16 protein-coding genes are annotated in these 22,664 nt (G+C 65.0%); 7 read left to right on the top strand and 9 right to left on the bottom strand.

All coding sequences use genetic code 11. The features are described from left to right. Nucleotides 1-1,750, bottom strand: a 1,750-nt coding sequence (locus tag AAHK20_RS17370) for a beta strand repeat-containing protein (protein WP_449182724.1), incomplete at its 3' end; no start/stop codon positions are given. Between the two features lie 406 nt (nt 1,751-2,156). On the opposite strand from AAHK20_RS17370, the gene AAHK20_RS17365 reads away from it, so the two are divergent. From AAHK20_RS17365 to AAHK20_RS17350, 4 genes are all read left to right on the top strand, one after another. Then, nucleotides 2,157-2,429, top strand: coding sequence for an NHLP leader peptide family RiPP precursor (locus tag AAHK20_RS17365; protein ID WP_449182723.1), 273 nt, complete (start codon nt 2,157-2,159; stop codon nt 2,427-2,429). A gap of 85 nt (nt 2,430-2,514) precedes the next feature. Continuing rightward, nucleotides 2,515-2,784, top strand: coding sequence for an NHLP leader peptide family RiPP precursor (locus tag AAHK20_RS17360; protein ID WP_449182722.1), 270 nt, complete (start codon nt 2,515-2,517; stop codon nt 2,782-2,784). Between the two features lie 94 nt (nt 2,785-2,878). After that, the gene (locus AAHK20_RS17355; RefSeq protein ID WP_449182721.1) at nt 2,879-3,142 is read left to right on the top strand and encodes an NHLP leader peptide family RiPP precursor; all 264 of its coding nucleotides are present in this window, start codon (nt 2,879-2,881) and stop codon (nt 3,140-3,142) included. Between the two features lie 78 nt (nt 3,143-3,220). Then, complete coding sequence (locus tag AAHK20_RS17350; protein WP_449182720.1) at nt 3,221-5,467, top strand: TOMM precursor leader peptide-binding protein; 2,247 nt, start codon at nt 3,221-3,223, stop codon at nt 5,465-5,467. Between the two features lie 15 nt (nt 5,468-5,482). Here the strand turns inward: AAHK20_RS17350 and AAHK20_RS17345 are convergent, their stop codons facing one another. From AAHK20_RS17345 to AAHK20_RS17310, 8 genes are all read right to left on the bottom strand, one after another. Continuing rightward, a complete protein-coding gene (locus tag AAHK20_RS17345; protein WP_449182719.1) occupies nt 5,483-5,863 on the bottom strand; it encodes an anti-sigma factor in 381 nt (126 codons plus the stop codon). Further along, on the bottom strand, nt 5,860-8,109 hold the full coding sequence (locus AAHK20_RS17340; protein ID WP_449182718.1) for an NHLP bacteriocin export ABC transporter permease/ATPase subunit: 2,250 nt from the start codon (nt 8,107-8,109) through the stop codon (nt 5,860-5,862). Before AAHK20_RS17340 ends, AAHK20_RS17345 begins: the two co-directional genes overlap by 4 nt. Next, nucleotides 8,109-10,328 carry an NHLP family bacteriocin export ABC transporter peptidase/permease/ATPase subunit gene (locus AAHK20_RS17335; protein WP_449182717.1) on the bottom strand — a complete coding sequence of 740 codons (2,220 nt, stop codon included), beginning with the start codon at nt 10,326-10,328 and terminating at the stop codon, nt 8,109-8,111. Before AAHK20_RS17335 ends, AAHK20_RS17340 begins: the two co-directional genes overlap by 1 nt. Nucleotides 10,329-10,368: 40 nt before the next feature. Further along, nucleotides 10,369-11,367 carry an NHLP bacteriocin system secretion protein gene (locus tag AAHK20_RS17330; protein WP_449182716.1) on the bottom strand — a complete coding sequence of 333 codons (999 nt, stop codon included), beginning with the start codon at nt 11,365-11,367 and terminating at the stop codon, nt 10,369-10,371. Between the two features lie 57 nt (nt 11,368-11,424). Continuing rightward, a complete protein-coding gene (locus tag AAHK20_RS17325) occupies nt 11,425-12,114 on the bottom strand; it encodes an RNA polymerase sigma factor (RefSeq protein WP_449182715.1) in 690 nt (229 codons plus the stop codon). A 20-nt stretch (nt 12,115-12,134) separates the two neighbouring features. Further along, complete coding sequence (locus tag AAHK20_RS17320) at nt 12,135-13,544, bottom strand: SagB/ThcOx family dehydrogenase (protein ID WP_449182714.1); 1,410 nt, start codon at nt 13,542-13,544, stop codon at nt 12,135-12,137. Nucleotides 13,545-13,720: 176 nt separating this feature from the next. Then, complete coding sequence (locus AAHK20_RS17315; protein ID WP_449182713.1) at nt 13,721-14,890, bottom strand: TCR/Tet family MFS transporter; 1,170 nt, start codon at nt 14,888-14,890, stop codon at nt 13,721-13,723. A 10-nt stretch (nt 14,891-14,900) separates the two neighbouring features. Further along, entirely contained in the window at nt 14,901-15,872 is a 972-nt protein-coding gene (locus AAHK20_RS17310) for a lysophospholipid acyltransferase family protein (RefSeq protein WP_449182712.1), read from the bottom strand. A gap of 215 nt (nt 15,873-16,087) precedes the next feature. Here AAHK20_RS17310 and AAHK20_RS17305 point away from each other — a divergent pair, with 215 nt between their 5' ends. From AAHK20_RS17305 to AAHK20_RS17295, 3 genes are read left to right on the top strand one after another with little or no spacing between them, the layout of a single operon-like run. Then, nucleotides 16,088-20,251: a beta strand repeat-containing protein gene (locus AAHK20_RS17305; RefSeq protein ID WP_449182711.1), complete on the top strand. Its 4,164-nt coding sequence runs from the start codon at nt 16,088-16,090 to the stop codon at nt 20,249-20,251. After that, complete coding sequence (locus tag AAHK20_RS17300; RefSeq protein WP_449182710.1) at nt 20,239-21,996, top strand: ShlB/FhaC/HecB family hemolysin secretion/activation protein; 1,758 nt, start codon at nt 20,239-20,241, stop codon at nt 21,994-21,996. The genes AAHK20_RS17305 and AAHK20_RS17300 overlap by 13 nt, the downstream gene beginning before the upstream one ends. 11 nt (nt 21,997-22,007) lie before the next feature. Beyond that, on the top strand, nt 22,008-22,664 hold the full coding sequence (locus tag AAHK20_RS17295; protein ID WP_449182709.1) for a FecR family protein: 657 nt from the start codon (nt 22,008-22,010) through the stop codon (nt 22,662-22,664).

Raw genomic sequence — 22,664 nt, 5'->3', positions numbered from 1 at the left:
CGCGCAGCGCGTTCGTGGCGTTGGGCTGGGTCGCGAGCGAAGCGAACGAGGCGGGCGGAGTGGACTGTGTGCCGGACGAGTTGCCGCCGCCGGAGGTTGACGAACCCGTGGAGCTCGATGGCGGGGTGTTGATCTTGGCGCTGTCCACCGTCACCACGAGGTCGGTGTGACCGTTCGTGCTGACCGTGACGCCGGTCAGCGTCGACGTGTAGCCGGCGATCGAATAGTTCAGCGAGTTCGCGTTATAAGTGCCGACGCCGGCCGCATCCACCACCACGAAACGCTGACCGGCCGCGAAGCCATAGCCGCCCGTCGTGCTCTTGAACTGCACGGACGAGCCCGCCGCGATCGTCGCATCGCCCGACACCACGAGGCGCCCGTAGCCCGTATCGGTCAGGCTGCCGGAGGAGGTCGCGCCGTTGGCGACGCCGATCAGCAGCGTGGCCGCCTGGCCCTGCGAGTAATTGCCGGTGATCGTCGTGAGGCTGTCGACTTCGAGCGTCGCACCGGTGTTCTTGACCGTGTGCGAGCCGACGATGATGGTGTCGTTCAGCAGCAAGTTGCCCGAAGCGAAGTTCAGATCCGCCGAGGTGCTGATGATCGCGCCCGCCGTGCCGTTGTAGCCGGTCAGCGTGCCGAAGACGGAGCCCGTGCCGCCGCTGATCGTGAACGCCTGGCTCGAGGCGTTCACGATGTTGCCCGCGATCACGCCCGAGTTGGTGATCGGGCCGATCGTGCCGTTCGTGTCGTTGTAGATCGCGTAGCCATTGCTCGTGATCGTGCCGCTGTTCGAGATCGTATCGATCTTGCCGAGGTTGTCGATGCCGATGCTGCCGCCGCTGATCAAGCCGCCGGTGTTCGCCAGCGAGCCGATCGAGCCGCCGCTCTCATTGACGATGCCGTAATAGCCGCTGCCCGTGATCGTGCCGCTGTTGATGAGCGCTTCGATCGTGGCGCCGGAGTTGTTATGGATGCCGTCGTTGCTGCTCGTGATCGCGCCACTACTGTTCAGCGTGGTGATCGAGCCGTTGTTCACAACGCCGTAGTAGCCGCTCGCGCTGATCGTGCCGCTGTTCGTGAGCGTGCCGATCGTGCTGCCGGCGTCGTTCCGGATGCCGGAATTGCCGCTAGTGGCACGGACCGTGCCGCTGTTCGTGAGCGCGTCGATCGTGCCGGCGTTGTAGATGCCGTAGCCGCTGTTCGTGATCGAGCCGCTATTGCTCAGCGTGGTGATCGAGCGGGCGTTGAAGATGCCGTTGATCGAGCCGCTGTTCTTGAGCGCGATGATGGTGCCGACGTTCATGATGATGCCGCCGATGAACTGACCGTCGTTCGTGATCGTGCCGATCGTGCCGTAGTTGAGGACGGCGATGAGGCCAAAGCCGGGGCTGATCGAACCGTCGTTCGTGAGCGCACCGATCGAGCCGCTGTTATAGATGGCGGCGTTATTGCCGATGATCAAACCGTTGTTCGTGACCGCGCTGATCGAGCCGGCGTTGTCGATGCCGTAAATGCCGCCGCTGATCGTGCCGTTGTTCGTGAGCGTACCGAGCGACGACCCGCTCGCCAACACCGCTTCGGGCCCGGCGGGGAGCGTGGCCCCGTTGGCGACCGTGAAATCGCCGCTAGTCCATGCCACCTGGGCCCTCGCCGCGGGCGGCGTCATCGCAGCGAGCGCCGCCGTCACCGCGAGGCTGATCGCCGTCAGCCGTCTTGCCGCCGGCTGCGGCCGAGGTCCCGATTTGCGCATGCTCTTCCACCCGATGATTGTCAGTTTTTCTATCGCTATCGGAGGCCATGCATAGGCTGGCGGCGCGGCCATTTTCCAGCCGCGCAGTGCGCTCGACGCATCTTCCCCGTATATCGATTTTTCAGAATCGGGGCGATTTTATGGGTGCGGGGCGAATTCATCTGTAGCACAAACGTGCTACATCGGGCCTGGCTGGACCGCCCGTAAAATGCCACCTCCGAGCCGAGCGTCCTAAGCCCTTATTCAAAAACAAAATATTTCCGGACCAAGACTGAAGGAAGACACGATAAGGCCGGTGCATCGCGCCGATCGTTTTTGCGTTTGTTCCAAGATCTTTTTTGCGCGGTCTGTTACTCACGAAACGTTGACCCAAGTTTTACCCAACCAGAAAGAACAGGAGCCCATCATGAATGAGCAGCACGCTAAGGAACTCGGAAAGATCGTCGCCAAATGCTGGTCGGACGATGTATTCAAGCAGACGCTGTTGGCCGATCCGGTCGCGACGCTGAAGGCCGAAGGCGTGACGTTGCCTGCCGGCATTACCGTCAAGGCGCTCGAAAATACGGAACAGACATTTCACCTGGTTATCCCTGCCAAGCCGACGGAATTGAGCGACGAGCAACTGGACAGCGTGGCTGGCGGATTCAGCATTCCCACCTTTTGGTGTGGTTGCAGATAAGCGAGCACTGGCCGAATTCGGCTGGACACAAGCGGAAGAAGCACGGCCCCAGGTTTTACCAATCCGGAAAGAACAGGAGCACATCATGAATGAGCAACACGCTAAGGAATTCGGAAAGATCATCGCCAAATGCTGGTCGGACGATGTATTCAAGCAGACGCTGTTGGCCGATCCGGTCGCGACGCTGAAGGCCGAAGGCGTGACGTTGCCTGCCGGCATTACCGTCAAGGCGCTCGAAAATACGGAACAGACATTTCACTTGGTCATTCCCGCCAAGCCGACGGCATTGAGCGACGAGCAATTGGACAGCGTGGCTGGCGGACTCTGCTGGTACGGCGGCTGCTATCGCTGGTAGTTTCAGATAAGAGCGCGCTGGGTGCCTGCGCGGTCTTGGCTCTCACGAAACATCGACCTGAGTTGTACTAATCCAAAACGAACAGGAGCCCATCATGAATGAGCAACAAGCCAAGGAATTCGGAAAGATCGTCGCTAAGTGCTGGTCGGACGATGCATTCAAGCAGAAGCTGTTGACCGATCCGGCAGCAACGCTGAAGGCCGAAGGCGTGACGTTGCCTGCTGGCGTTGCCATCAAGGCGCTTGAAAATACGGAACAGACATTTCACCTGGTCATTCCGGCCAAGCCGGCGGAATTGAGCGACGAGCAACTGGACAGCGTGGCTGGCGGACTCTCCTGCAATTACTGCACTAGATAAGGACGCGCTGGGCGCATACGCGCCCAGCGTCCTCATTTCCCGGTCAATGCCCGCCTCGATCGTCTTGCGTAAAGTCCCATGATTAAAGTGCCTGCTTTCAAAGCCAACCTGCACGCGGCATCCATTTCCGGAGAGGGAGCACTGATACTCTCGGAAGACAAGACCTGGGCCTTGACCGGCACTCCTTACGAAAAAATTGTCCCGTTGATCGACGGCCGTCGCAGTACCGACGAGATTGTCGACGCCTTGGCCAGAACCGTCGATGCGGCCACGGTGTACTACGCCATCGGCAAATTGCGCGACCAAGGGTATGTGGTGGAGGCCACGCCGGAGATTGCACCCTCTGTCGCCGCGTTCTGGCAGGCTGCGGGCATCGAAGCCGCCGCGGCGCAGGCTGCGCTGCGCGAGAAATCGGTGGCGCTGCAAACCCTCGGCCTGGCGGACGCCGCTGGCTTGCGCGCGGCGCTCGAAGCGATGGCGATTACCATGGCGCCGCCCGCGCATGCCGATTTGCTGATCGTGCTGACGGACGATTATCTTCGCCCCGAACTGGCCGCCATCAATGCCAATGCCTTGTCGGCAAAACAGCCTTGGCTTCTGGTGCGCGTAACGGGGCCGGAATTGTGGCTGGGCCCCTTGTTCGAACCGAGCCACAGCGCGTGCTGGGCATGCCTGCGTCAGCGGCTGGAACGCAATCGCGTCGGACACGGCTTCGTCGCGCAGAAGAACCAGCTGGCGACCTTTCCGCTGACCGCGCAAAGCATGCTGCCGGCAACCCAGGCAGCCGCATCCAGCATGGCGGCCACTGCGGCAGCGCAGTTTCTGGCGGGCGCCGCCACCGGATTGCGCGACAGCATGCTCAGTTTGCGTTGGAGCGGGTTCGTCCCGCACACGCACACGCTCGTGCGCCATCCTCATTGCGCGGCCTGCGGCGCGGCCGATGAGCCTGTCTTGCGGACGTTGCAGCTCAGACCGGGGAATGCCAACTTTGTACGCGACGGCGGCCATCGCAGCATTGCGCCGGAAGAGACATTAAAGAAATACGAACACCTGGTCAGTCCGATTACCGGTGTGGTCTCGCGGCTGGAGCCGGTCCCGCTTGCAGATGGGATTGCCCATGTCTACATGGCGGGTCACAACAGTGCCGTCAAGCTCGAACACGTGCAGCAGCTCAAGCAGGGCTTGCGCAGCGCCAGCGCGGGCAAAGGCGTATCGGAAGCGCAGGCCAAGACCAGTGCATTGTGCGAGGCCATCGAACGCTACAGCGGCGAATTCACCGGCTCCGAGTTGCGCCGTACTCGTGCCTTCAGCGACTGGACCGAAGGCGACGCGATCCATCCTCGCGACATCATGTTTTACAGTCAGCGCCAGTATGCCGAGCGCGCAGCCTGGAACGGGAAACACTCGCGTTTCAATAACGTTCCCGAGTGCCTGGATGACGATGCGCTCATCGACTGGACGCCGTTGTGGTCGCTCACGGCACAGCGCCACAAGTATGTGCCGACGCAACTGGTGTATTACGGCGCGCCGGCAAAAGAGGGCGACACCCGCTTTTACAGCATGAGTTGTTCGAACGGGAACGCATCCGGCAATACGCTGGAAGAGGCGATTTTGCAGGGCTTCTTCGAACTGGTGGAACGCGATTCGGTGGCGCTCTGGTGGTACAACCGCCTATCCAGGCCCGGCGTGGACATCGCGTCTTTCGGCGAGCCTTTCTTGCTGCAAATGCAAGATCACTACCGCCAACGACACCAACGCCAGATCTGGGCCCTGGATGTGACGTCCGACCTGGGGATTCCCGCTTTTGTCGCGGTGTCGAAATTGGAGGGGGGCGAGCGGGAACAGATACTGTTCGGCCTGGGCTGTCATCTGGATGCGCGGATCGCCTTGCAGCGCGCCTTCGCCGAAATGAATCAGATGACAGGGTTGGCCTACGCGGTCGACGGGGTGGCCCCGCACGCGCAGGACGCGGAGCTCGTGAACTGGCTGCATCACGCCACCGTGGCCAACCAGCCGTATATGGCGGCCGATTCCAGGCAAGCCCTCAAGCGCCTGAGCGATTATCCGGTGCAGCACAGCGGCGAGTTCCTGAAGGACATCCACCATTGCCGCGGCATCGTCGAAAGCAAGGGCATGGAAATGCTGGTCCTGAACCAGACCCGGCCGGATGTCGGCATGCCCGTTGCCAAGGTGGTGGTGCCGGGGCTGCGACATTTCTGGGCGCGTTTTGCGCCAGGCCGTCTCTACGATGTGCCGGTCCAGATGGGATGGCTGGAAAAGCCGCAGCGCGAAGAAGAGTTGAATCCGATTCCCATCTTCATTTGAGCCGTCGCGGCAGCGCTATTTCTTCGTAACGGGCCAACCCGCCGGCATTGCCGTGCCGGCGGCCGACAACCACTCCAGTTCCTGATCGCTCAAATGGCGGCCGCCGTCGAGGTTAGCCGAATAGCCCGGAAGCGTTTGCAGTTTCTCGACAATGCGTTGAATCAACGGGTCGTTGAGCGGCGGGTGCCCGGCATGCGACTTCTCTAGCGCTGTCGAGCCAGCGGCCCGCAGTTCTTTCAGCAACGCGTCGTCTCTCATCAGCTTTGCCGCTTCGTCCCGGCATTCGCGGCACGCACACAGGTGGGCTTCGATCGTCGCCGGATCGACTGCAAGCGGTGCGCCGTCGAGCCGGTCGCAAACCAGCGCCAGAAATTCTTCGCACGCGATATCGTTCACAGTTGTTGTCTCTTGGCTAGTGCAGCGAAATGGCCATTCAGGGCAAGCAGCTCGTCGTAGCTTCCGGTTTCGACAATCTTGCCGGCATCGATGACGACAATACGGTCGGCTTGCTGGATGGTCGATAGCCGGTGCGCGATGACAATGCGGGTTGCGCCCAGCCGCCCGATGCTGTCGGCCACGATCGCCTGGGTCTGGTTGTCGAGTGCGCTGGTTGCTTCGTCGAACAGCAGCACGGCGGGCCGGTTGACCAGCGCCCTGGCGATCATCAGGCGTTGGCGTTGACCTCCCGAGATCGTGTTCATCCCTTCAGCGATCATCGTATGCATGCCCATGGGCATGGCGCGGATGTCCTCTTCCACGCCTGCCATGCGCGCGGCCGCCCAGGCTTCGTCCAGGGTTCGCGGCGCGGAGCCGACGATGTTGGTGAAGATGTCGCCCGGCATCAGCTTGCCGTTTTGCAGCACCACGCCGAGTTGTCTGCGCACCGATCCGGCATCCAGCCCCGCCAGATCCTGCCCATCGTAATAGACCGCCCCCGATGCCGGTTTTTCGAACCCGAGCAAGAGCCGGAACAGCGTCGACTTGCCGGAGCCGGACGGTCCGACCAGGGCGACGAATTCGCCCTGGCGCACGTGCAGGGAAAGGTCGTCGAGGATCGGCGGGCCGTCCTTGGCATAACTGAACGTGACCCGGCTGATATCGATGCCGCCTTGCAGCGGGCCGGCTTGCGTTTGCGAGGCTTGTTCTTCAGGCGCGGTGTCCAGGATAGGCCGGGCGCGCTCGAAGAGCGGGATGGCGCCGAGCGATTGGGTCAGCGCGGTGGCCAGTGTCAGCGTCGCCGTGAGGAATTGCATGAAGGCGGTGTTGAAGGCAACGAACAGACCCGTGGTGACGCCGCCCCGGAACAACGCGATGGCCGCGAACAGCATGCCCGAGGCGATGACGATGAAGCTGGCGTTGAACACTTCAAGGATATTGCCGAGTGCGCGCACCGCCATGCCGAGTTGCTTTTGGCGTGCAAAGTCGCGTGCCCACAAGACGAAGGCGCGGTTTTCCGCGCCGCCGATGCGCAGCTTGCCGATGCCGTTGAGTATCTGCAGCACCCGGCTTGCGACGGCGCCTTGCAAGGTGAACATGCGCCGTTCGATCCGCAGCCGCCAGAGATTGAAGCCGACCGTCACCAGCAGGATCAGCGCCACCAGCGCGGTCGCGACCAGGCCCAATTGCCAGTTCAGCAGGAACATGTAGACGAAGCTGAACAAGCCGAACATCCAGCTCAGCACCGCGGACTGGGTGGCATGGGTCATCAGGTGCAGGATGCTGTTGATCGACAGCGCGCGCTGCGCCAGATCGCCGGCGGCGTAGTTCCTGAAGAATGGCGCTGGCAGGCTGATCAGGCGTTCCATGATGGCCGCTTCGGCGGCAACGCCCAGACGTCCCTCTATGCGCAACAGAGACCAGGCCCTCAGCAGTTCGAATGCCGCCACGCCCAAGGTCGCCGTGACCAGCAACAGCACCAGTTGCACCAGTTCGCCGCTGCGCGCATCCGGAATGACGTGATCCACCAGGACGCCGGTCGCCATCGGCGTGAACAGGGCCAGCATCCCACCCAGCAAGCCGCAAGCTATCACGGTCAAGCCGTCCTTGCGCGTGCCGGCCAGCCCGAAGCGCAGCAGATCCAGCATGCCGATCGCCCGCGCCGGAAAGGTGCGGAAAAACATCCAGGCGTTTTGCTCCAGCTCGGCCGCGCTGATCGCGTCGAGCTGGGTCACGCGGCCGCTCTCGAGGTCTTCCATGCGGTAGCCGCCGCCTGACAGCGGCAGCAGCGCCACCGGCCGTCCGCCGTCCTTCAGGCTGCCCAGCATGGGCCCGGCATCGTCCCGCCACCAGTGCCGGCCTTCGAGCTTGACTTTGCGCATGGCGACGCGGGCTTGCCGGGCGAGTTGCCGCAAGCTGTCGAACGCATCGAGCGCGGGATCGACGGCCTTGAAGGAGGCATTGACGCCGCTTGCCGCCAGTACGCGCGCCAACGTTGCGGCCAATAGCGTTTCCGGGCCGCCGTCGGCCGGCGCAGGCGCGGCGCCGGCGTCGAGCAGGGCGGCCATCGCGCCCAGCGCCCGGTTCAGATTGCGTTGGTCGGTGCGCTGGCGAAGTTGCAGCGCCAGCGCATCCTGATCGCTGCCGAGGTCCGCATCCGCCGACGGCGCGGGGCTGGATAGTGCGTGCATGGAGGTATCCGACATCAATCGCTCCTGATGAGCCGGCTGTATGCGCCATTGCCGGCAAGCAACTGCTCGTGCGTGCCGCGTTCGACGATGCGTCCGCGATCCATGACGATGATTTCGTCGGCATCGCGCACCGTCGACAAGCGGTGCGCGATGATCAGGCAGGCGCAGCCGCGTGCGCGGATATTGGCGTCGATCGTCATTTCGGTCAGCGGGTCCAGTGCCGAGGTGGCTTCGTCCAGAACCAGGATGCTGGGCCTCAGCGCCAGCGCGCGTGCGATGTCCAGCCGCTGGATCTGACCGCCGCTGAAGCCGGCGCCGGCTTCCCCTACGTAGCTGTCGTAACCGTCCGGGCGGCCGACGATCGTGTCGTGGATCATGGCGTCACGGGCCGCCTGGATCATCTCCGCTTGCGGCAGCGTCGAATCCCATAGCGTGAGGTTGTCGCGCACGCTGCCTTCGAACAGATAGGGTTCCTGCTCGACCCCGGCCAGCGAGCCGACCAGCACCTGACGCTCCACCTGATGACGTGGCGCGCCGTCGAACAAGACCTCGCCGGACCAAGGATGATGGAGCCCCAGGACGATGCGGGCCACCGTCGATTTGCCGCTGCCGGAACCGCCCACCAGCGCCACACGGCGCCCTGGCGCCAGGCTCAGGTTGAAATCCTCGATCAGCGCGGGCTCCAGCCGGCTGTAGCCGAAGCTGACGTTGCGCAGCTCCAGATGGCCCCGCAATTTCGCATGGGCCGGCGGCGCGGCATCGACGGCCGGCGTCGACGCCGCAAAATCGCGATCCACGGGATAGCGCATGACGTCGTTTAGCCTGGCCATGTCGCCCTTGGCTTCCTGATACTTGCCGGCCAGCGTCATCAACTTGCTCACGGGCGCCGTGAAACTGCTCATGAGGCTTTGGAACGCCACCAGCGTGCCGACCGACATGGCGCCGGCGATGACCTGCGCGCCGCCCATGCCGAGAATGGCGACGCCGATCAGTGCATTGAGCAAGCCGGGCAAAGCCGACAGCAGCCGGGTGTGGAACTCCAGCCGTTGCTCGGTGTTGTTGACCTTGGCCCGGTAGCCCGTCCAGCGCGTGAAAAAATCGCTCTCGGCGCCGCTGGCCTTGATGGTCTCGATCGTCTGGATGCCGCCTATCGTGGCTGCCATGAGTTTGCCGCGATCTTGCAACAGCAGCATGTTGCCGTCGGTGCGCAGCCGGTCGATCGCCTTGAGGGCGATCAGGTTGAGCGTCGTCAGCGCCACGCCTGTCAGCGTCAAGCCCCAGTCGTACGTCAGCATGACCGCGAGGTAGAAGACCAGCATGACCGTGTTGACGGCATTGGTGGCGAGCTCGCCCGACAACAGCTGCGCCACGCGGTCGTTGGCTTCGACACGCTGGCTGATGTCGCCCGCATGACGCTGCGCGAAGAACTCGAGCGGCAGCCGCAGCACATGCCAGAAAAAGGTGCTGGAGCCGGTTACCGAGAGATGCGTCTCCAGTCGCAACAGATACTTTTGCTGCAGCCAGGTCAGCATGCCGCGCACGGCGGCGGTGGCGGCCATGCCGATCAACAGCGGTTTGATCCATCCGTCCATGCGGCCGATCAGGTAGTTGTCGACAAAGACTTTTGAAAACACCGGGATGAGCAAGCCGGGAATGACCAGCGCCAGGCTGGCCAGCGTCACGAACCACAACGCGCTCTTCACATGGCTCAGGCGCGCGCCAAGGGCCTTGATTATGCCGGGCGTGCGTCCACTGGGCTCAAAGCCGGGGGCGCGGTCGAACAGCAGGGTCACGCCGGTGAAGGCTTTTTCGAATTCCTCGTAGCTGACTTGGCGCGGGCCGCCGGCCGGGTCGTTGAGGTACACGCCACGCCTGCCGAAACCTTCGAGCACAACGAAATGGTTGAAATTCCAGAACAGGATGGCGGGAAATGTCTGCTTGCGCAGTTCGGCGATTTCGAGGCGCGCGCCGCGCGCCGTCAGGCCGTAGGTACGCGCGGCCTTGACCACGCTGCTGGCCTTGGCGCCGTCGCGGGAAACGCCGCAAACGATGCGCAGTTCTTCCAGTGGCACGTACCGGCCGTGAAAACCCAGCACGATGCCCAGCGCGGCTGCGCCGCATTCCACGGCTTCCATTTGCAAGACGGTAGGCGTGCGCACCCGCGGGCTGGCGGCGGCCGTTTTGCCGGGTCTGCGCAGGCCGGTGCGCCAGGCGAGGAAGGATCTTAGCGGCATGAGCTTGCGTGGCTTGTCGTTTGCATGGCGTGCCCGAGGTTCACAGGCCGCCGGCTTGTTTGAGCAGGGGAATCACCAGGCTGATCGGCTTTTGCACTTCAAGGGTGACTGTCGCCGAGGCCAGCGTGCCGCTGTTGAGGTCCAACTGGCTCGCGGCGCGCGACGACCATCGATACCCGCTCCTCGTCGTGGCGTCGGGGATCAGATCCACCGTGACGGCAACCGGCGGACCGTCGCGGGACAGCTCGCGCACCAGGCCGGGGTTGTCGACGACGGCCAGCATGCCGCGATCCGTGGCTGGATACTTGGACACGGACCTGACCTTGCCGACCAGGTAGCCGTAGCGCTCCTTGCGCGCGGTGGCGGGCGACAGTTGAACGGTCATGCCGGGGCGGATGGCCGCGGCTTCGCTGCGTGGAGGCACATAGATCAGCGCTTCGAGCGAGTGCTGCGCGGCTTCCACCGACAGCAAGGGCTGGTTGGCGGCGACGACATCGCCCTGATTGGCCAGGACCTCCACCACGACGCCGTCGTACGGGCTGACCACCTTATCGTTCAACGCCAGCTGGGCCGACAATTCATCCAGACGATGGCGCGCGCTCAGAACCTGGGCATCGATCTGCCGGGTGAGCGGGTCAATAGGTCCGCGGGCGGTGATGCCGGCGCGCTTCTGATCGAGTTGCTGCAGTTCCTTGCGTGCGGCATCGCGCTGGAGGGTCAGCAGAGGTTGGGCGATGCCGCCGAGCACTTGCCCCTTGTGGATGGCTTGCCCGCCCTGAAAACCGCCGAATTCCGTCAGCACGCCGCCGCCGGTCGCGACGATGTTGTACGTGCCGCCCTCGCGAATGAGGATGCCTTGCCCGCTGATCGTGCTGGGCAGGGAACCGAACACGCTCCACAACAAGACGGCGGCGAGCACGAGACCCAGGATGAGCAGGACGATCCAGGCACGGGGCCGGGTGATCCGGATGGCTTGGTCCAACTGCTCTGGCGAGGCCAGGTTCTGCAGGGCGGCATCCCGAAACAAGGGGCTGGGCATGATGCGATTACCAGAAAATTTCGTCGGATTTGATGGGAGCGGATGCTTCCGGTATGGCTAGTCAACCAGGCCGTGATGTTCCAGGGTCTTGCGCAACAGCCGCCGTGCGCGGTTCAGGCGGCTTTTGAGTGTGCCTATCGGTATCGCGAGCACGACCGCTGCCTGGTCGTAGGGAATGTCATCCAGCGCGATCAGCGTCAGTGGCAGGCGCAACTCGGTGGGCAATTGTCCGAGCGCGGCCAGCAAGGCATGGTGGCGGCTGCTTTCGGCAAAGGTGCGCTCCGGGTCGTGGCTGTTGCTTGGGCCAGTCGCTTCGTCATCCTCATCGAGCGTGCCGTGGACGTGCCGCAGATGCGGGTTGCGATTGGCATGGTTGCGCGCGAGATTGAGGGCGATGCCGATCAGCCAGGTCGAGAATTTCGCTTCCGCCCGCCAGCTCGGCAGCTTGAGATAGGCCTGGACAAAGGTTTCCTGCGTCAGGTCGGCGACGTCGTCCGGCTGCTGGGCATGGCGTAGCAAAAAGCGCCTCACCCTAGGCTGGTGGCGGATCACGAGTTCAGTGAAACGGTCTCTGCGGCCATTCAATACATCGACGATGCAGGCCGAGTCGGCTGCATCGTCATCGGGGAGGGCCGAGCCTTTGGCGTGGACTCCTGGCGCTTGCGCACGAGCGTCTACGGCAACTACAGAATCTGTCGACGCGGCAATGTCCTCGGTCGCTCCGGGCGAATCGTGCGTTAAATTCATTTACTTTTCGCGCGGCCCGCTCATGACGGCTTGCTGGAAAGCATGAACTCACCGACCGACGATTCCTCGAAAGCGTCGAGGCCCGCCGCGCGTACAAATTTATCGGGGTTGCCGGAGCCCAAGGCGCAAGGCGCAAGCCCGAGCGCTGTGGCAACCAGATACATTTGCTGGTACATCACGCCGACGTGTTTCAGCGTGGCAGCGTAGGCCATGCCCTGGTATTTCCACGCGATGCGATCGAAGCGGGAGGCGAGGGTAATCAAGATGTCGGGCATCTCTTGCATACCCGACGCGCTTCTTGCATCACTGAGCAACGCAATCTGCGGTTGTATAGGATCGCTGATGAATTCGAGTTCGTGATTCAGCGGGGCATAACGATACATCCCTGGCGTCAGGCCTTGGCATCGATGCACGGTCAAATAGAGTTCCAGCTCATGCATGGCTCCGCCACCCGCGCAAGGTCGATGCGTCCTCTCGTATTCTTGTGGACGGCCGGGGGTGGCCAGGACGTGAGACTTGATGCGCGCCACATGCCAGAGAAACTCGCTGAGTTGACCGATCTCCAGCGCTTGCTCGCCTTTTTCCCTGATCGAACACCGGCTTTCCAGGACTTCGAAAAATTCGGCATGTCGCGTCGGCGGGGGAGCCAGCACGATTTTTTGCCCTTGGCCGGCCGGTTTGATGGCAGGGACGCGCGGCGGCGTGTCAAAGAAACGCGGCCTGACGCCGAACGCGGGGTTATCGCCACGAAGACGCGAACGCGTATGAAACAGCAGCTCGTGATAATCCCAGTGCTGCAGTACCGGATCGCTATCCTCGGCGATCAGGCCGTCGGCATCGCACGGAAATACCGCTCGCATGTGTCTTAGCAGCCAGACGAAACCGGCAGCCGTTTGCGGCGTCGTGCCGGGCAACGCGGCTGCCAGGGAACTGGCCGTCTGGGGCTGCGCCAACATACCGATCCAGGCCGCCATGCGGCCATCGAAGAGCGACAAGCTGGCGTGGCCCAGGCCGCATTCCAGCAGGGTCGCATCGCCCGCGCGACGCAGCCAGGCAAACCGCGAAAGGCGGAATGCGGCCGTCATATCTTCCGGCGGCAGGAGTTCGAAACCGGGCGCGACAGGTTCCAGGCTCGCGAGTGGAGCGGTGGCTGCCGTCAGCGTGAACGCAAGAAATCCCTTGGCTGCCAGCCGGTCGAGCAATCGCAGCAGCCTGGCTTCATCGGCATCTGGGCAGCCGGCGGCGACCTGTGCGATCAAGTCGTCCCGGAATCCTCCGCCGTTCGATAAGGCGGCAAGAAGCGCGTGTTGATCAGGCTGGATGGCATGACAGCGTATTGCCGAGCCGTCGGTATTGACGATCAATCTGTCGCTGCCGTCGTCGCGCATTTCCACGCGTTGGCGCAGATGAAGGCGGTAATCGCTCCACATGATGGTTACGACCTCGCCCTTCGATGCTCGCCGCGCATGGTGATTCCCCGTTCTGTCTTGGCTTTCTAGATGGAATTTGCGCGAATATATTTCCGTCGGCGGATCTCGTCTGTAGCCCAAACGTGCTACAGACGCCGTGTCCCATCCGTCGTAGCCGGCAGCGGATATCGCCCGGTCTACCGCCTCGCCACGGCGAGCACGACCGGCACGCTCAACGCGTAGATCGCCACGCCCGCGATCCACACGAAGCCGTTCCATCCCGGCCGCGACAGCGCGTAAATCCAACTGAAGACGAGCGGGCCCAAAATCGCGGCCAGGCTGACGAGGCTCGCGATGACCCCCTGCAACTGGCCCTGACGTTCGCGATCGACCGCCTTGGTCTGCAGCGATCGCAGCGCGGGCAGCCCGATGCCACCGAACGCGAGCAGCGGTATCACCGCGAACGCAATCCAGCCCGCCCGCGCGAAGGCGAGGACGAGCAAGGCCGCCGCTTCGCAGACGATGCCGACGAGCAGCGTGCCGCGCTCGCCGAGCCGTCGCGTGACCGGACCCACGGCGAAACCCTGCGCCAGGGCGACGAGCGCGCCGAAGGCGCCGAGCGAAAGGCCGACTTCGGTTGCGGTCCAGCCGAAGCGATCTTCGACGAAGAGCACCCAGACGGTGGAGTAGGTCTGGCCGACGAGACTGATCAGCAGGAACACGGCGAGCAGCGGAACGAGCGCGCGGAAGGTGAGCGCCCAACGCAGCGGCACGAAAGGATTGAGCGCTCCCCAGTCGATCGGCTTGCGCTCGGGGCGATGCGACTCGGGCAGAAAGAACAGCGCGAGCAACAGGTTCAGGCCATTGAGCGCGGCGGCGGCGAGGAACGGGTCGCGCACCGAAACGTCGCCAAGCGCGCCGCCGATCACCGGACCCATGACGAAGCCTGCGCCGAAGAAGGCATGGAACAGGCCATATCGGCGCGCTCGCTGAGCCTCGGGCGTGATGTCGGCGAGGTAAGCGATGGCGACCGCCGTGTTCGCCGCCGTCAGCCCGGCCACGGCACGGCCGGCGAACAGCAGCCACAGATGCGGCGTGAACGCCATGACCCAATAGTCGATGGCCGTGCCCGCGAGGGACAGGAGCAGCACCGGCCGGCGCCCATGGCGATCCGACAGGACACCGAGGACGGGCGCGAAAACGAACTGCGTCAACGCGTGTATCGCCAGCATCGCGCCGAACAGCGAGGACACCTCGTTGGCGCCGGTCATCGAGCGGAGCAGCCCCGGCAGGATCGGGAAGATCAGCGCGATGCCGGCCGCATCGAGCGCGACGGTGGCGAAGATCACGGCCAGCGCTCGGCTCATGGTCCGCGCGTCACGCCGTCAGCGTCGAGTGCACCGCTTCCACCGCCAACGCCGCCGCTTCATCGTCCGCGATCGTCGCGGCCGCCGAGTGCAGGAGGTCGGGCCGCTGCCGCTGCGCAACGGCCAAAAATGGATCATTGGGGATCGGATGCCAGAGCCAAAACGCCGCCGGCTGTTCAGCCGTGAACCTGCCGATCTGGATGGCGAGCCTTTGGGTGAGATCGGCAGCCGCGTCCTGCTCGGGCATCGATGGGTCGTATTCGATCGGGGCGAGAATGTTCATCGAGAAACCCGTCGCGTCCCGGCGCGATGCGAAGCCCGGAAGGACCAGCGTTCCGGACCGCGCGTACCTTGCAGGTCCGGGGGGATAGGTGAACTCGGCATCATGCACCCGGGCCGCGATGCCTTTGTATCGGGCGCTGGGGTAGACATCCACGACCATCAACACGACACCGTTGTTCTCGAGAACCCGTGATATCTCGGCCCCGGTGTGCCTTCGCCCGAAGGCGATCGGTGTTCCGTGAGTGGCATGCCGGCCTTCATGAATCCACTGTTCCGTGGGCGTTGGCCGATCGCCGATCGAATAGACGAAGCCGAGGTTGAATCCGCGATCTGTGAGGCAAGCGGCGAACAGTTCGATGCTGCCGATGTGGGGGACCGCAAGGATGCAGCCGTGGCGCGATCTCGACAGCGCCTGGGCAAGACTCGCCAGCGCCTCGCCGGGAATGCCGGCTTCGAGGTCCAGCGCGCGGCGCCGGTCGTGTTGCAGGTTGCCGAGATCGAAGAGGACTGTGACCCACGCGGCCAGGCCCTCGATCACATGTTCCTCGGTCGCCGTGCCTCCGCGGATGATGCTTTGGCGCAGGAACATGGCGTTGGCCATGGAACTGGGTCCGCCGGCGATCACTTCAGCGATGGTTCGCGCGACAAATGGCTGATTTGCTATGGGGACAAGCGGCGCCACGCGGTCGACGAGGTTCACGACCGCGGTTTGGATGTCTCCGTACCGACGCGGCAGTGGCGTGATGGGGCCGGTGCGCGATAGGGGCTCTTGACCGGCGCGTGCGGGTTCCATAGGGACGTCATTCTATGCGCAGTAGGAGGCCCGCCGATGTAGCACGTTTGTGCTACAGAAGGGATCGGTCCGCATCCCTATACTCGTGCCCGTCTTAAAAAATCATATTCCACGGGGAAACGATGCGCCACGCCCACCGCATGGCGGGGAAGCTGACGGCAATCAGTCTGGCGGCGAGCTCGCTCGCGACTTGCCCGCCCGCCTGGGCCGCACCGGCCGGCGGACAAGTCACGGCCGGCACGGGCGCGATCAATGCCACGGCGAATTCCGCCGGCGGCACCAGCACGGTGATCCAGCAAAACAGCAACCGGCTCGCGATCAACTGGACGAGCTTCGACATCGGCGCGAAAGACACCGTCACGTTCGCGCAGCCGAGCGCGAGCGCCATTGCCTTGAATCGCGTGACGAGCCAGAGCGCGACGCAGATCCTCGGCACGCTGAACGCGAACGGGCAGGTGTTCATCCTGAACCCGAACGGCGTGCTGTTCGGCAAATCGGCGCAGGTCAACGTCGGCGGGCTGCTGGCGACGACGCTGAGCCTCTCCGACAGCGACTTTCTCGCGGGCAACTATCGCTTCACCGATAGCGGCGGCACCGGCAGCATCGTCAACGAAGGGCAGATCACGGCGAACGGCGGCTATATCGCGTTCATCGCGCCGCACGTCTCGAACCAGGGCACGCTCGTGGCTGACAACGGCACGGTGGAACTCGCGGCGGGCGCGGCAGCCACCGTGACGCTCGCCGGCGATCAGCTCGTTTCGCTGACGATCGACCAAGGCACGCTCGACGCGCTCGCCGAAAACGGCGACTTGATCCGCGCCGACGGCGGCATCGTGATCCTGACGAGCAAAGGCCGCGACGCCGTGCTGTCCGGCGTCGTCAACAACACGGGCGAAATCCAGGCGCGCACGGCCGCGAACGTGGGCGGCACGATCAAGCTGCTGGCGGACGGCGGCACGACGCTCGCCGGCGGCACGCTCGACGCCTCCGCGCCCGACGGCGGCAACGGCGGCACGATCGAAACCTCGGGGCAGGCGTTCCAGCTTCTCTCTGGCGCGACGATCACGACGCTCGCCGCGAGCGGCAAGACCGGCACCTGGCTCATCGATCCGTCGGACATCACGGTGGCGGCGTCGGGCGGCAGCATGACGGGCGCGAGCCTCGCTTCGCAATTGGCGAGCACGAACGTCCAGTTGCAGACGAGCACGGGCACGGGCGGCAACGGCGACATCACGATCAGCGACAACGTCGCATGGAGCTCGGGCAACACGCTCACGCTGACCGCCGATCGCAACATCGACATCACCGGCACGCTCAATGCCGGCACGACCGGCTCGCTCGTGGCCAATGCGACGGGCAACGTAACGCTGGCGGGAGCGTTCACCGGGCTTGCGCTCACGGCGACGAGCTCGACCGGCAACATCGCGCTTTCCGCGCCGGTCACGCTCAATTCGACGAGCGGCACGCTCACGCTGTCGGCCGCCGGCACGATCACGCCCGATCAGAACGCGTCGATCACGACGGGCACGTTCGATCTCACGGGCGGCCAGTGGGTCCAGGTCGGCAGCGGCTCCGTCGCGAGCTTCAGCGCCTCGAACTTCGAAGTGACGGGCGGCTCGTTCCTGCGCGCCTTGAGCGGCAGCGGCACCACGGCCGATCCCTATCTGATCGGCGACGTCTACGGCCTGCAGGGCATCGGCACGTCCCCGGCGCTGCTCGCGGATGCCTACCGGCTCGCCAATTCGATCGACGCGAGCGGCACGGCGAACTGGAACAGCGGCGCGGGCTTCGTGCCGATCGGCAGCGTCGACGCGCCGTTCACGGGCGCCTTCAACGGCAACGGCAAGACCATCAGCGGCCTGACGATCAACCTGCCCAGTACCGACGACGTCGGCCTGTTCGGCCTCATCAAGGACGGCTCGGTATCGAACCTTTCGCTGACGAACTTCACGGTCGTCGGCTCGCGCTTCGTCGGCGCGCTGGCCGGCATCAACGAAGGCGGGACGATCTCCGGCGTCTCCGTCGATACCGGGACGGTGACGGGCACGGGCACGGGCACGAGCGCCTCCGACATCCTGGCGGGCTCGAACGCCACGACCAACGTCGGCGGCTTGGTTGGAGAAAACCTCGACGACGGGGCGACGATCGCGACGATCGCCGACTCGAGCAGCGGCCTGGGCGTGACCGTGACGGCCAGCGACGGCAGCAGCGGCCCGCTCACGCTGGGCCAGGTCGGCGGCCTCGTCGGCTTGAACGTGGACGGATTGGTCACGAGCTCGTGGTCTGCGGCCTCCGTCACGGGCGACCGGTTCGTCGGCGGGCTCGCCGGCAGGAACGACGGCACCGTCTCGCAGTCGTTCGCGAGCGGGGCGGTGGACTCGGTCTGGGGCTATGTCGGCGGCCTGGTCGGCCTGAACACGGGCACGATCACCGACAGCTACGCGCTCGGCTCGGTGACAGGCCCCTTCGCGACCGCCGGCCTGGTCGGCCAGAACATGGGCACGATCACGGACAGCTACGCGGCCGGTTTCGTGCAAGGCGGGACCGGCGTGGCGGGCGGCTTGGCCGCGGTCGGCATCGGCACCGTCACCAACAGCTACTGGAATATCGACACGACCGGTCAGAGCACGAGCAACGGCGGCACGGACCTCACCAACGCGCAGATGCTGACGAGCACGGCGGCGAGCTTCGCCGGCTTCGATTTCAGCAGCGTCTGGCGCTTCATTCCCGGCACCTCGTATCCGTATCTCGCATCGATCTTCACGAGCACGCCGACGGTGTTGTCCGGCACCTACACCGGCACATCGGGGACGATCAAAACCGGCTCGACCCTCGACTTCGCCGCGAACGATTCGCTGATCGGCCGCGTCGTGACGGGCGCGAACGGCTTCTACTATCTGATGCTGCCCTCGACGACGTTCAGCAGCGGCACGACGGCCGTGGCCGTGTTCTCGCCGAGCGGCAGCGGCACCACGTTCGGCGCGGCCGAGACCTCGGGCGCGAGCGTGGCGATGAACCTCCAGGACAACGTCGTCACGCTGGGCGGCACGAGTGTGAGCCTCGGCGACATCGCGGCGGCGCTCGGCAATCCGTTCTCGGGCGGGACCGTTTCGGCGGTGGCCTCGCTGTTGCCGTCCGTGCTGACCAACTTGCAATCGAACGCGCTCGCGACGGCAAGCGGCGTCTCGCTCGTGTTCAACTCGGGCACGACGCTCGACTTGAGCGGCGACACGACGATCTCCGCGTCGCAAATGACGCTCGGCTCCGTAAGCGGCAGCGGCTCGACGCTGACCTTGCAGACCTCGGGCGGCGACATCACGCAAAGCGGCGCGTTCACGCTCGGCGCGCTCGGCGTCACGAGCGCGGGCAACGTGACGCTCGACGGCGCCAATCAGATCGGCACGGTGGCCGCCAACGTGAGCGGCGCGTTCAGCCTCGACGATTCGACGAGCCTGACCGTCGGCCAGGTCGGATCGACGGCGGGCATCACGGCGGGCGGCGCGGTCGCGCTGTCCGCCGCCGGCAATGCGTTGACGCTCGCCCAAGGCATCACGTCGTCGGCGAGCGGCGACGCGGTCGTGCTCGCGAGCTCCGCCTTCGCGAACCTCGCAGGCTCCAGTGCGATCACCGCGAGCAATGGGCGCTGGCTCGTGTCCTCGAGCAGCCCCGACGCCGACACGTTCGGCGGCCTGCAAAGCGGCAACGATGCGTTGTGGGGGCAAAGCTACCAAATCGGCTCGACGGTCTCGGCGAGCGGCAATCGCTACCTCTTCTCGACCGACCAAGTGATTCTCGTCAACGCGAACGCCAATCAGAAGGTGGTGGGCACCACCGCGCAGGAAAGCGCGACGCTGTCGTTGAAGTACGCCGGTTCGAACTACGGCAACGCCTTTACCGATGCCAGCGTGCCGGCGGGCGTGTCGGTCTTCGTCTACAGCAACGGCGACGCGGCGAGCGCGACGCGCGCGAACGGCGACGACGGCGTGGGCCGCTATCGCATCCGCTACTCGGTGTCGGGCCTGCCGGCGGGCTATGCCGTGGCCGACGGCCAAACGGCGGACCTGACCGTCACGGGCTCGACTTCACTCGCGGTCGTCGATCAGGTCAACGCGATCGCGAACAGCGACGCCGACAGCGGCGCCTCGGGCAACAGCACCGTGCGCAGAAGGGAAGCCGCGGCCGTCGCCGCGGCGTTCAGCACGGCCCAGCAAACGATCGTCGTTGCCAATGGCGGCCATTCGTCGGCGCTGCCGGCATGGCCGGTGGCCGCGGCATGCGTGCCGTGAGCGTCAGCGAGATGATTGCCACTGACTTCATGAGTTCGCGCCATCCGGCTCGGCTGACAGTCCTCGCCGGTCTCGGCGCGGCGCTCGCTTGCGCGGCGATGTCCGATGCCTCGGCGCAATCGTTCACGCCGGTGCCGAACATGCCCAATGTGCCCGACGCCGGCAGCACGCTGCGCAATCAATTGCAGAGCCTGCCGCCGCCGGCGCTGCCCGCATCGAATGCCGAGATCCACATCGAGGCGCCCGCCGCAACACGGCCGTCGGCTTCGACGCTGCGCTTCGCCGTCAAGGGTTTCCAGATCGACGGCAACACGAAGTTCAGCAGCGCGAAGCTGATGCCGCTGCTCGCGCCGGCGCTCGGCGACGAGCGCACGCTGGGCGATCTCGACGAAGCCGCCGCGCGCATCACGCGCTTCTATCGCGCGCACGGCTATCTCGTGGCGCGCGCCTATGTGCCCGCGCAGGACATTCGCGACGGCATCGTCGGCATCGCCGTCGTCGAGGGCCGCTATGGCAAGGTCGAGTTGCACAACAGCTCGCCCGTGCGCGACGCCGTGCTGCAGCGCTACGCGAGCCCCGCGCATCTCGGCGACGTGATCGACGAGCGGCGCCTCGATCGCGCCGCCTTGCTGATGCAGGACGTGACGGGCGCGAGCGCCGTCACCGGCAACCTGAGCGCGGGCGAAGTGCCGGGCACCTCCGATCTCGCGCTCGACGTGCCGCCGGTGCGCGCGCTCACGGCGAGCCTGCAGGCCGACAACTACGGCATCCGGCCGACAGGGCGCGTGCGCACCGGCGGCGCGCTGCAATGGCTGAGCCCGCTCGGCTTCGGCGACAGGCTCGATGCGTACGCGCTGACGTCGATCACGGGGCAGACGCTGGGCCAGCTCGGCTACAGCGTGCCGGTCGGCAGCGACGGCCTGCGCACGGGCCTCACGCTCACCGAATCGACGTACCGGCTCGGCGCCGATTTTTCGTCGCTCGATGGCTATGGTCACGCCACGGTGCTCTCGTGGACGACGAGCTACCCGCTGATCCGCTCGCGCACCCTCAACCTCAACGCGGAAGGCGGGTTCGACCGCAAGAGCCTGACCGATCACGCGGACGGCAGCGTCGACCAGAAGTTCGACAACGTCTATCGCGCCGGCATCAACGGCAATGTGCTCGCCGGCAAGACGTTCGCCAGCTACGCGCTGCGCGTCGAGGCGGGCGACGTGCATTTCGAATCGGCCGATGCGCTCGCCGCGGACCAGGCCTCGGCGCAATCGGCCGGGCATTACCGCAAGACCGCCTATTCGTTCGCGCTCTATCAGGCGCTTACGCCGAAGCTGCAGCTTTACCTCGCGCTCTCCGGGCAGCAGGCCTCGAAGAATCTCATCTCGTCGGAGAAGTTCTCGTTGGGCGGCCCGTACGGCGTGCGTGCGTATCCGACCGGCGAAGCGCCAGGCGACGAAGGCTATCTCGCGACGGCGGAAGTGCGCTGGGCCGTTACGCAGTCGCTGTTGCCGGGGCAGCTCGGCGTCTATGGGTTCGTCGACACGGGGTTCGTGCGCGACAACGTCGATCCGTTCACGACCGACTCCAATCACCGGCGGCTGTCCGGCGCGGGCGTTGGTGTCACGCTCGCGAACGCGCCGAGCTACGAGGTGCGCCTCGTCTATGCGCACAAGCTCGGCGACGCGGTAGCGGTGGCCGACACCGACCACGCGGGCCGCGTGTGGCTTCAGTTGACCAAGGCGTTCTGATGAGGCGGCCAATGCATGCATTCATCCGTCTCCTCGCGTGGCTCGCGGCGCTGGCTGCCGCCTCGTCCATCTCGTCCGCCGCGTGGGCGGCCGATCCGGCCGGCACGGTGGCCTATACGTCCGGCGTCGTGGCGATCCAGGCGGCGGCAGGCGCGAAACGTTTCGCGGTGGCGGGCTCCGCGATCGAGAGCGGCGACACGATCCAGACCACGAAAAACGCCGAAGCGGTGCTGCTGATGGCCGATCACCAGCGCGTCTACCTGAAGGGCGACACGGTCTACCGGATCGACGACTACCGGTTCGGCGCGGACGATCCGAAGAGCAACGTCAGCGTCTCGTCGCTCGTGAGGGGCGGGCTGCGCGTGATCTCGGGGCTGATCGGCAAGCAGGGCAACCCCGACGCGTACCAATTGAAGACGCAGACCGCGACGATCGGCATTCGCGGCACCGAGTGGTCGGTGCTCGAATGCGGGATCGAATGCCCGAGCGGCGAGGCCGGCGAGCATCTGCGCGTCTATCACGGCACGATCGACGTCCGCACCGACACTGACCATCACGAATTGTCCGAGGGCTACGGCACGATCATCCGCTCGCGGCATTCGACCTTCGCCCCCTTGCCAGGGACCAGCGTCAAGCCTGTCATCCCGTCTCCCGCCGCCTGCAAGTAA

It is taken from the genome of Trinickia camelliae (assembly GCF_053525655.1).
Note: the sequence above shows the minus strand (reverse complement) of the source record. Positions and strands in the feature narration are given on the sequence as shown.

Coding starts and splice junctions, on each gene's coding strand:
- AAHK20_RS17350 (WP_449182720.1), top strand. CDS start 3,221: ATGATTAAAGTGCCTGCTTTCAAAGCCAACCTGCACGCGGCATCCATT.
- AAHK20_RS17340 (WP_449182718.1), bottom strand. CDS start 8,109: ATGTCGGATACCTCCATGCACGCACTATCCAGCCCCGCGCCGTCGGCG.
- AAHK20_RS17295 (WP_449182709.1), top strand. CDS start 22,008: ATGCATGCATTCATCCGTCTCCTCGCGTGGCTCGCGGCGCTGGCTGCC.
- AAHK20_RS17325 (WP_449182715.1), bottom strand. CDS start 12,114: ATGAATTTAACGCACGATTCGCCCGGAGCGACCGAGGACATTGCCGCG.
- AAHK20_RS17335 (WP_449182717.1), bottom strand. CDS start 10,328: ATGCCGCTAAGATCCTTCCTCGCCTGGCGCACCGGCCTGCGCAGACCC.
- AAHK20_RS17360 (WP_449182722.1), top strand. CDS start 2,515: ATGAATGAGCAACACGCTAAGGAATTCGGAAAGATCATCGCCAAATGC.
- AAHK20_RS17320 (WP_449182714.1), bottom strand. CDS start 13,544: ATGTGGAGCGATTACCGCCTTCATCTGCGCCAACGCGTGGAAATGCGC.
- AAHK20_RS17365 (WP_449182723.1), top strand. CDS start 2,157: ATGAATGAGCAGCACGCTAAGGAACTCGGAAAGATCGTCGCCAAATGC.
- AAHK20_RS17330 (WP_449182716.1), bottom strand. CDS start 11,367: ATGCCCAGCCCCTTGTTTCGGGATGCCGCCCTGCAGAACCTGGCCTCG.
- AAHK20_RS17300 (WP_449182710.1), top strand. CDS start 20,239: ATGCGTGCCGTGAGCGTCAGCGAGATGATTGCCACTGACTTCATGAGT.
- AAHK20_RS17315 (WP_449182713.1), bottom strand. CDS start 14,890: ATGAGCCGAGCGCTGGCCGTGATCTTCGCCACCGTCGCGCTCGATGCG.
- AAHK20_RS17305 (WP_449182711.1), top strand. CDS start 16,088: ATGCGCCACGCCCACCGCATGGCGGGGAAGCTGACGGCAATCAGTCTG.
- AAHK20_RS17355 (WP_449182721.1), top strand. CDS start 2,879: ATGAATGAGCAACAAGCCAAGGAATTCGGAAAGATCGTCGCTAAGTGC.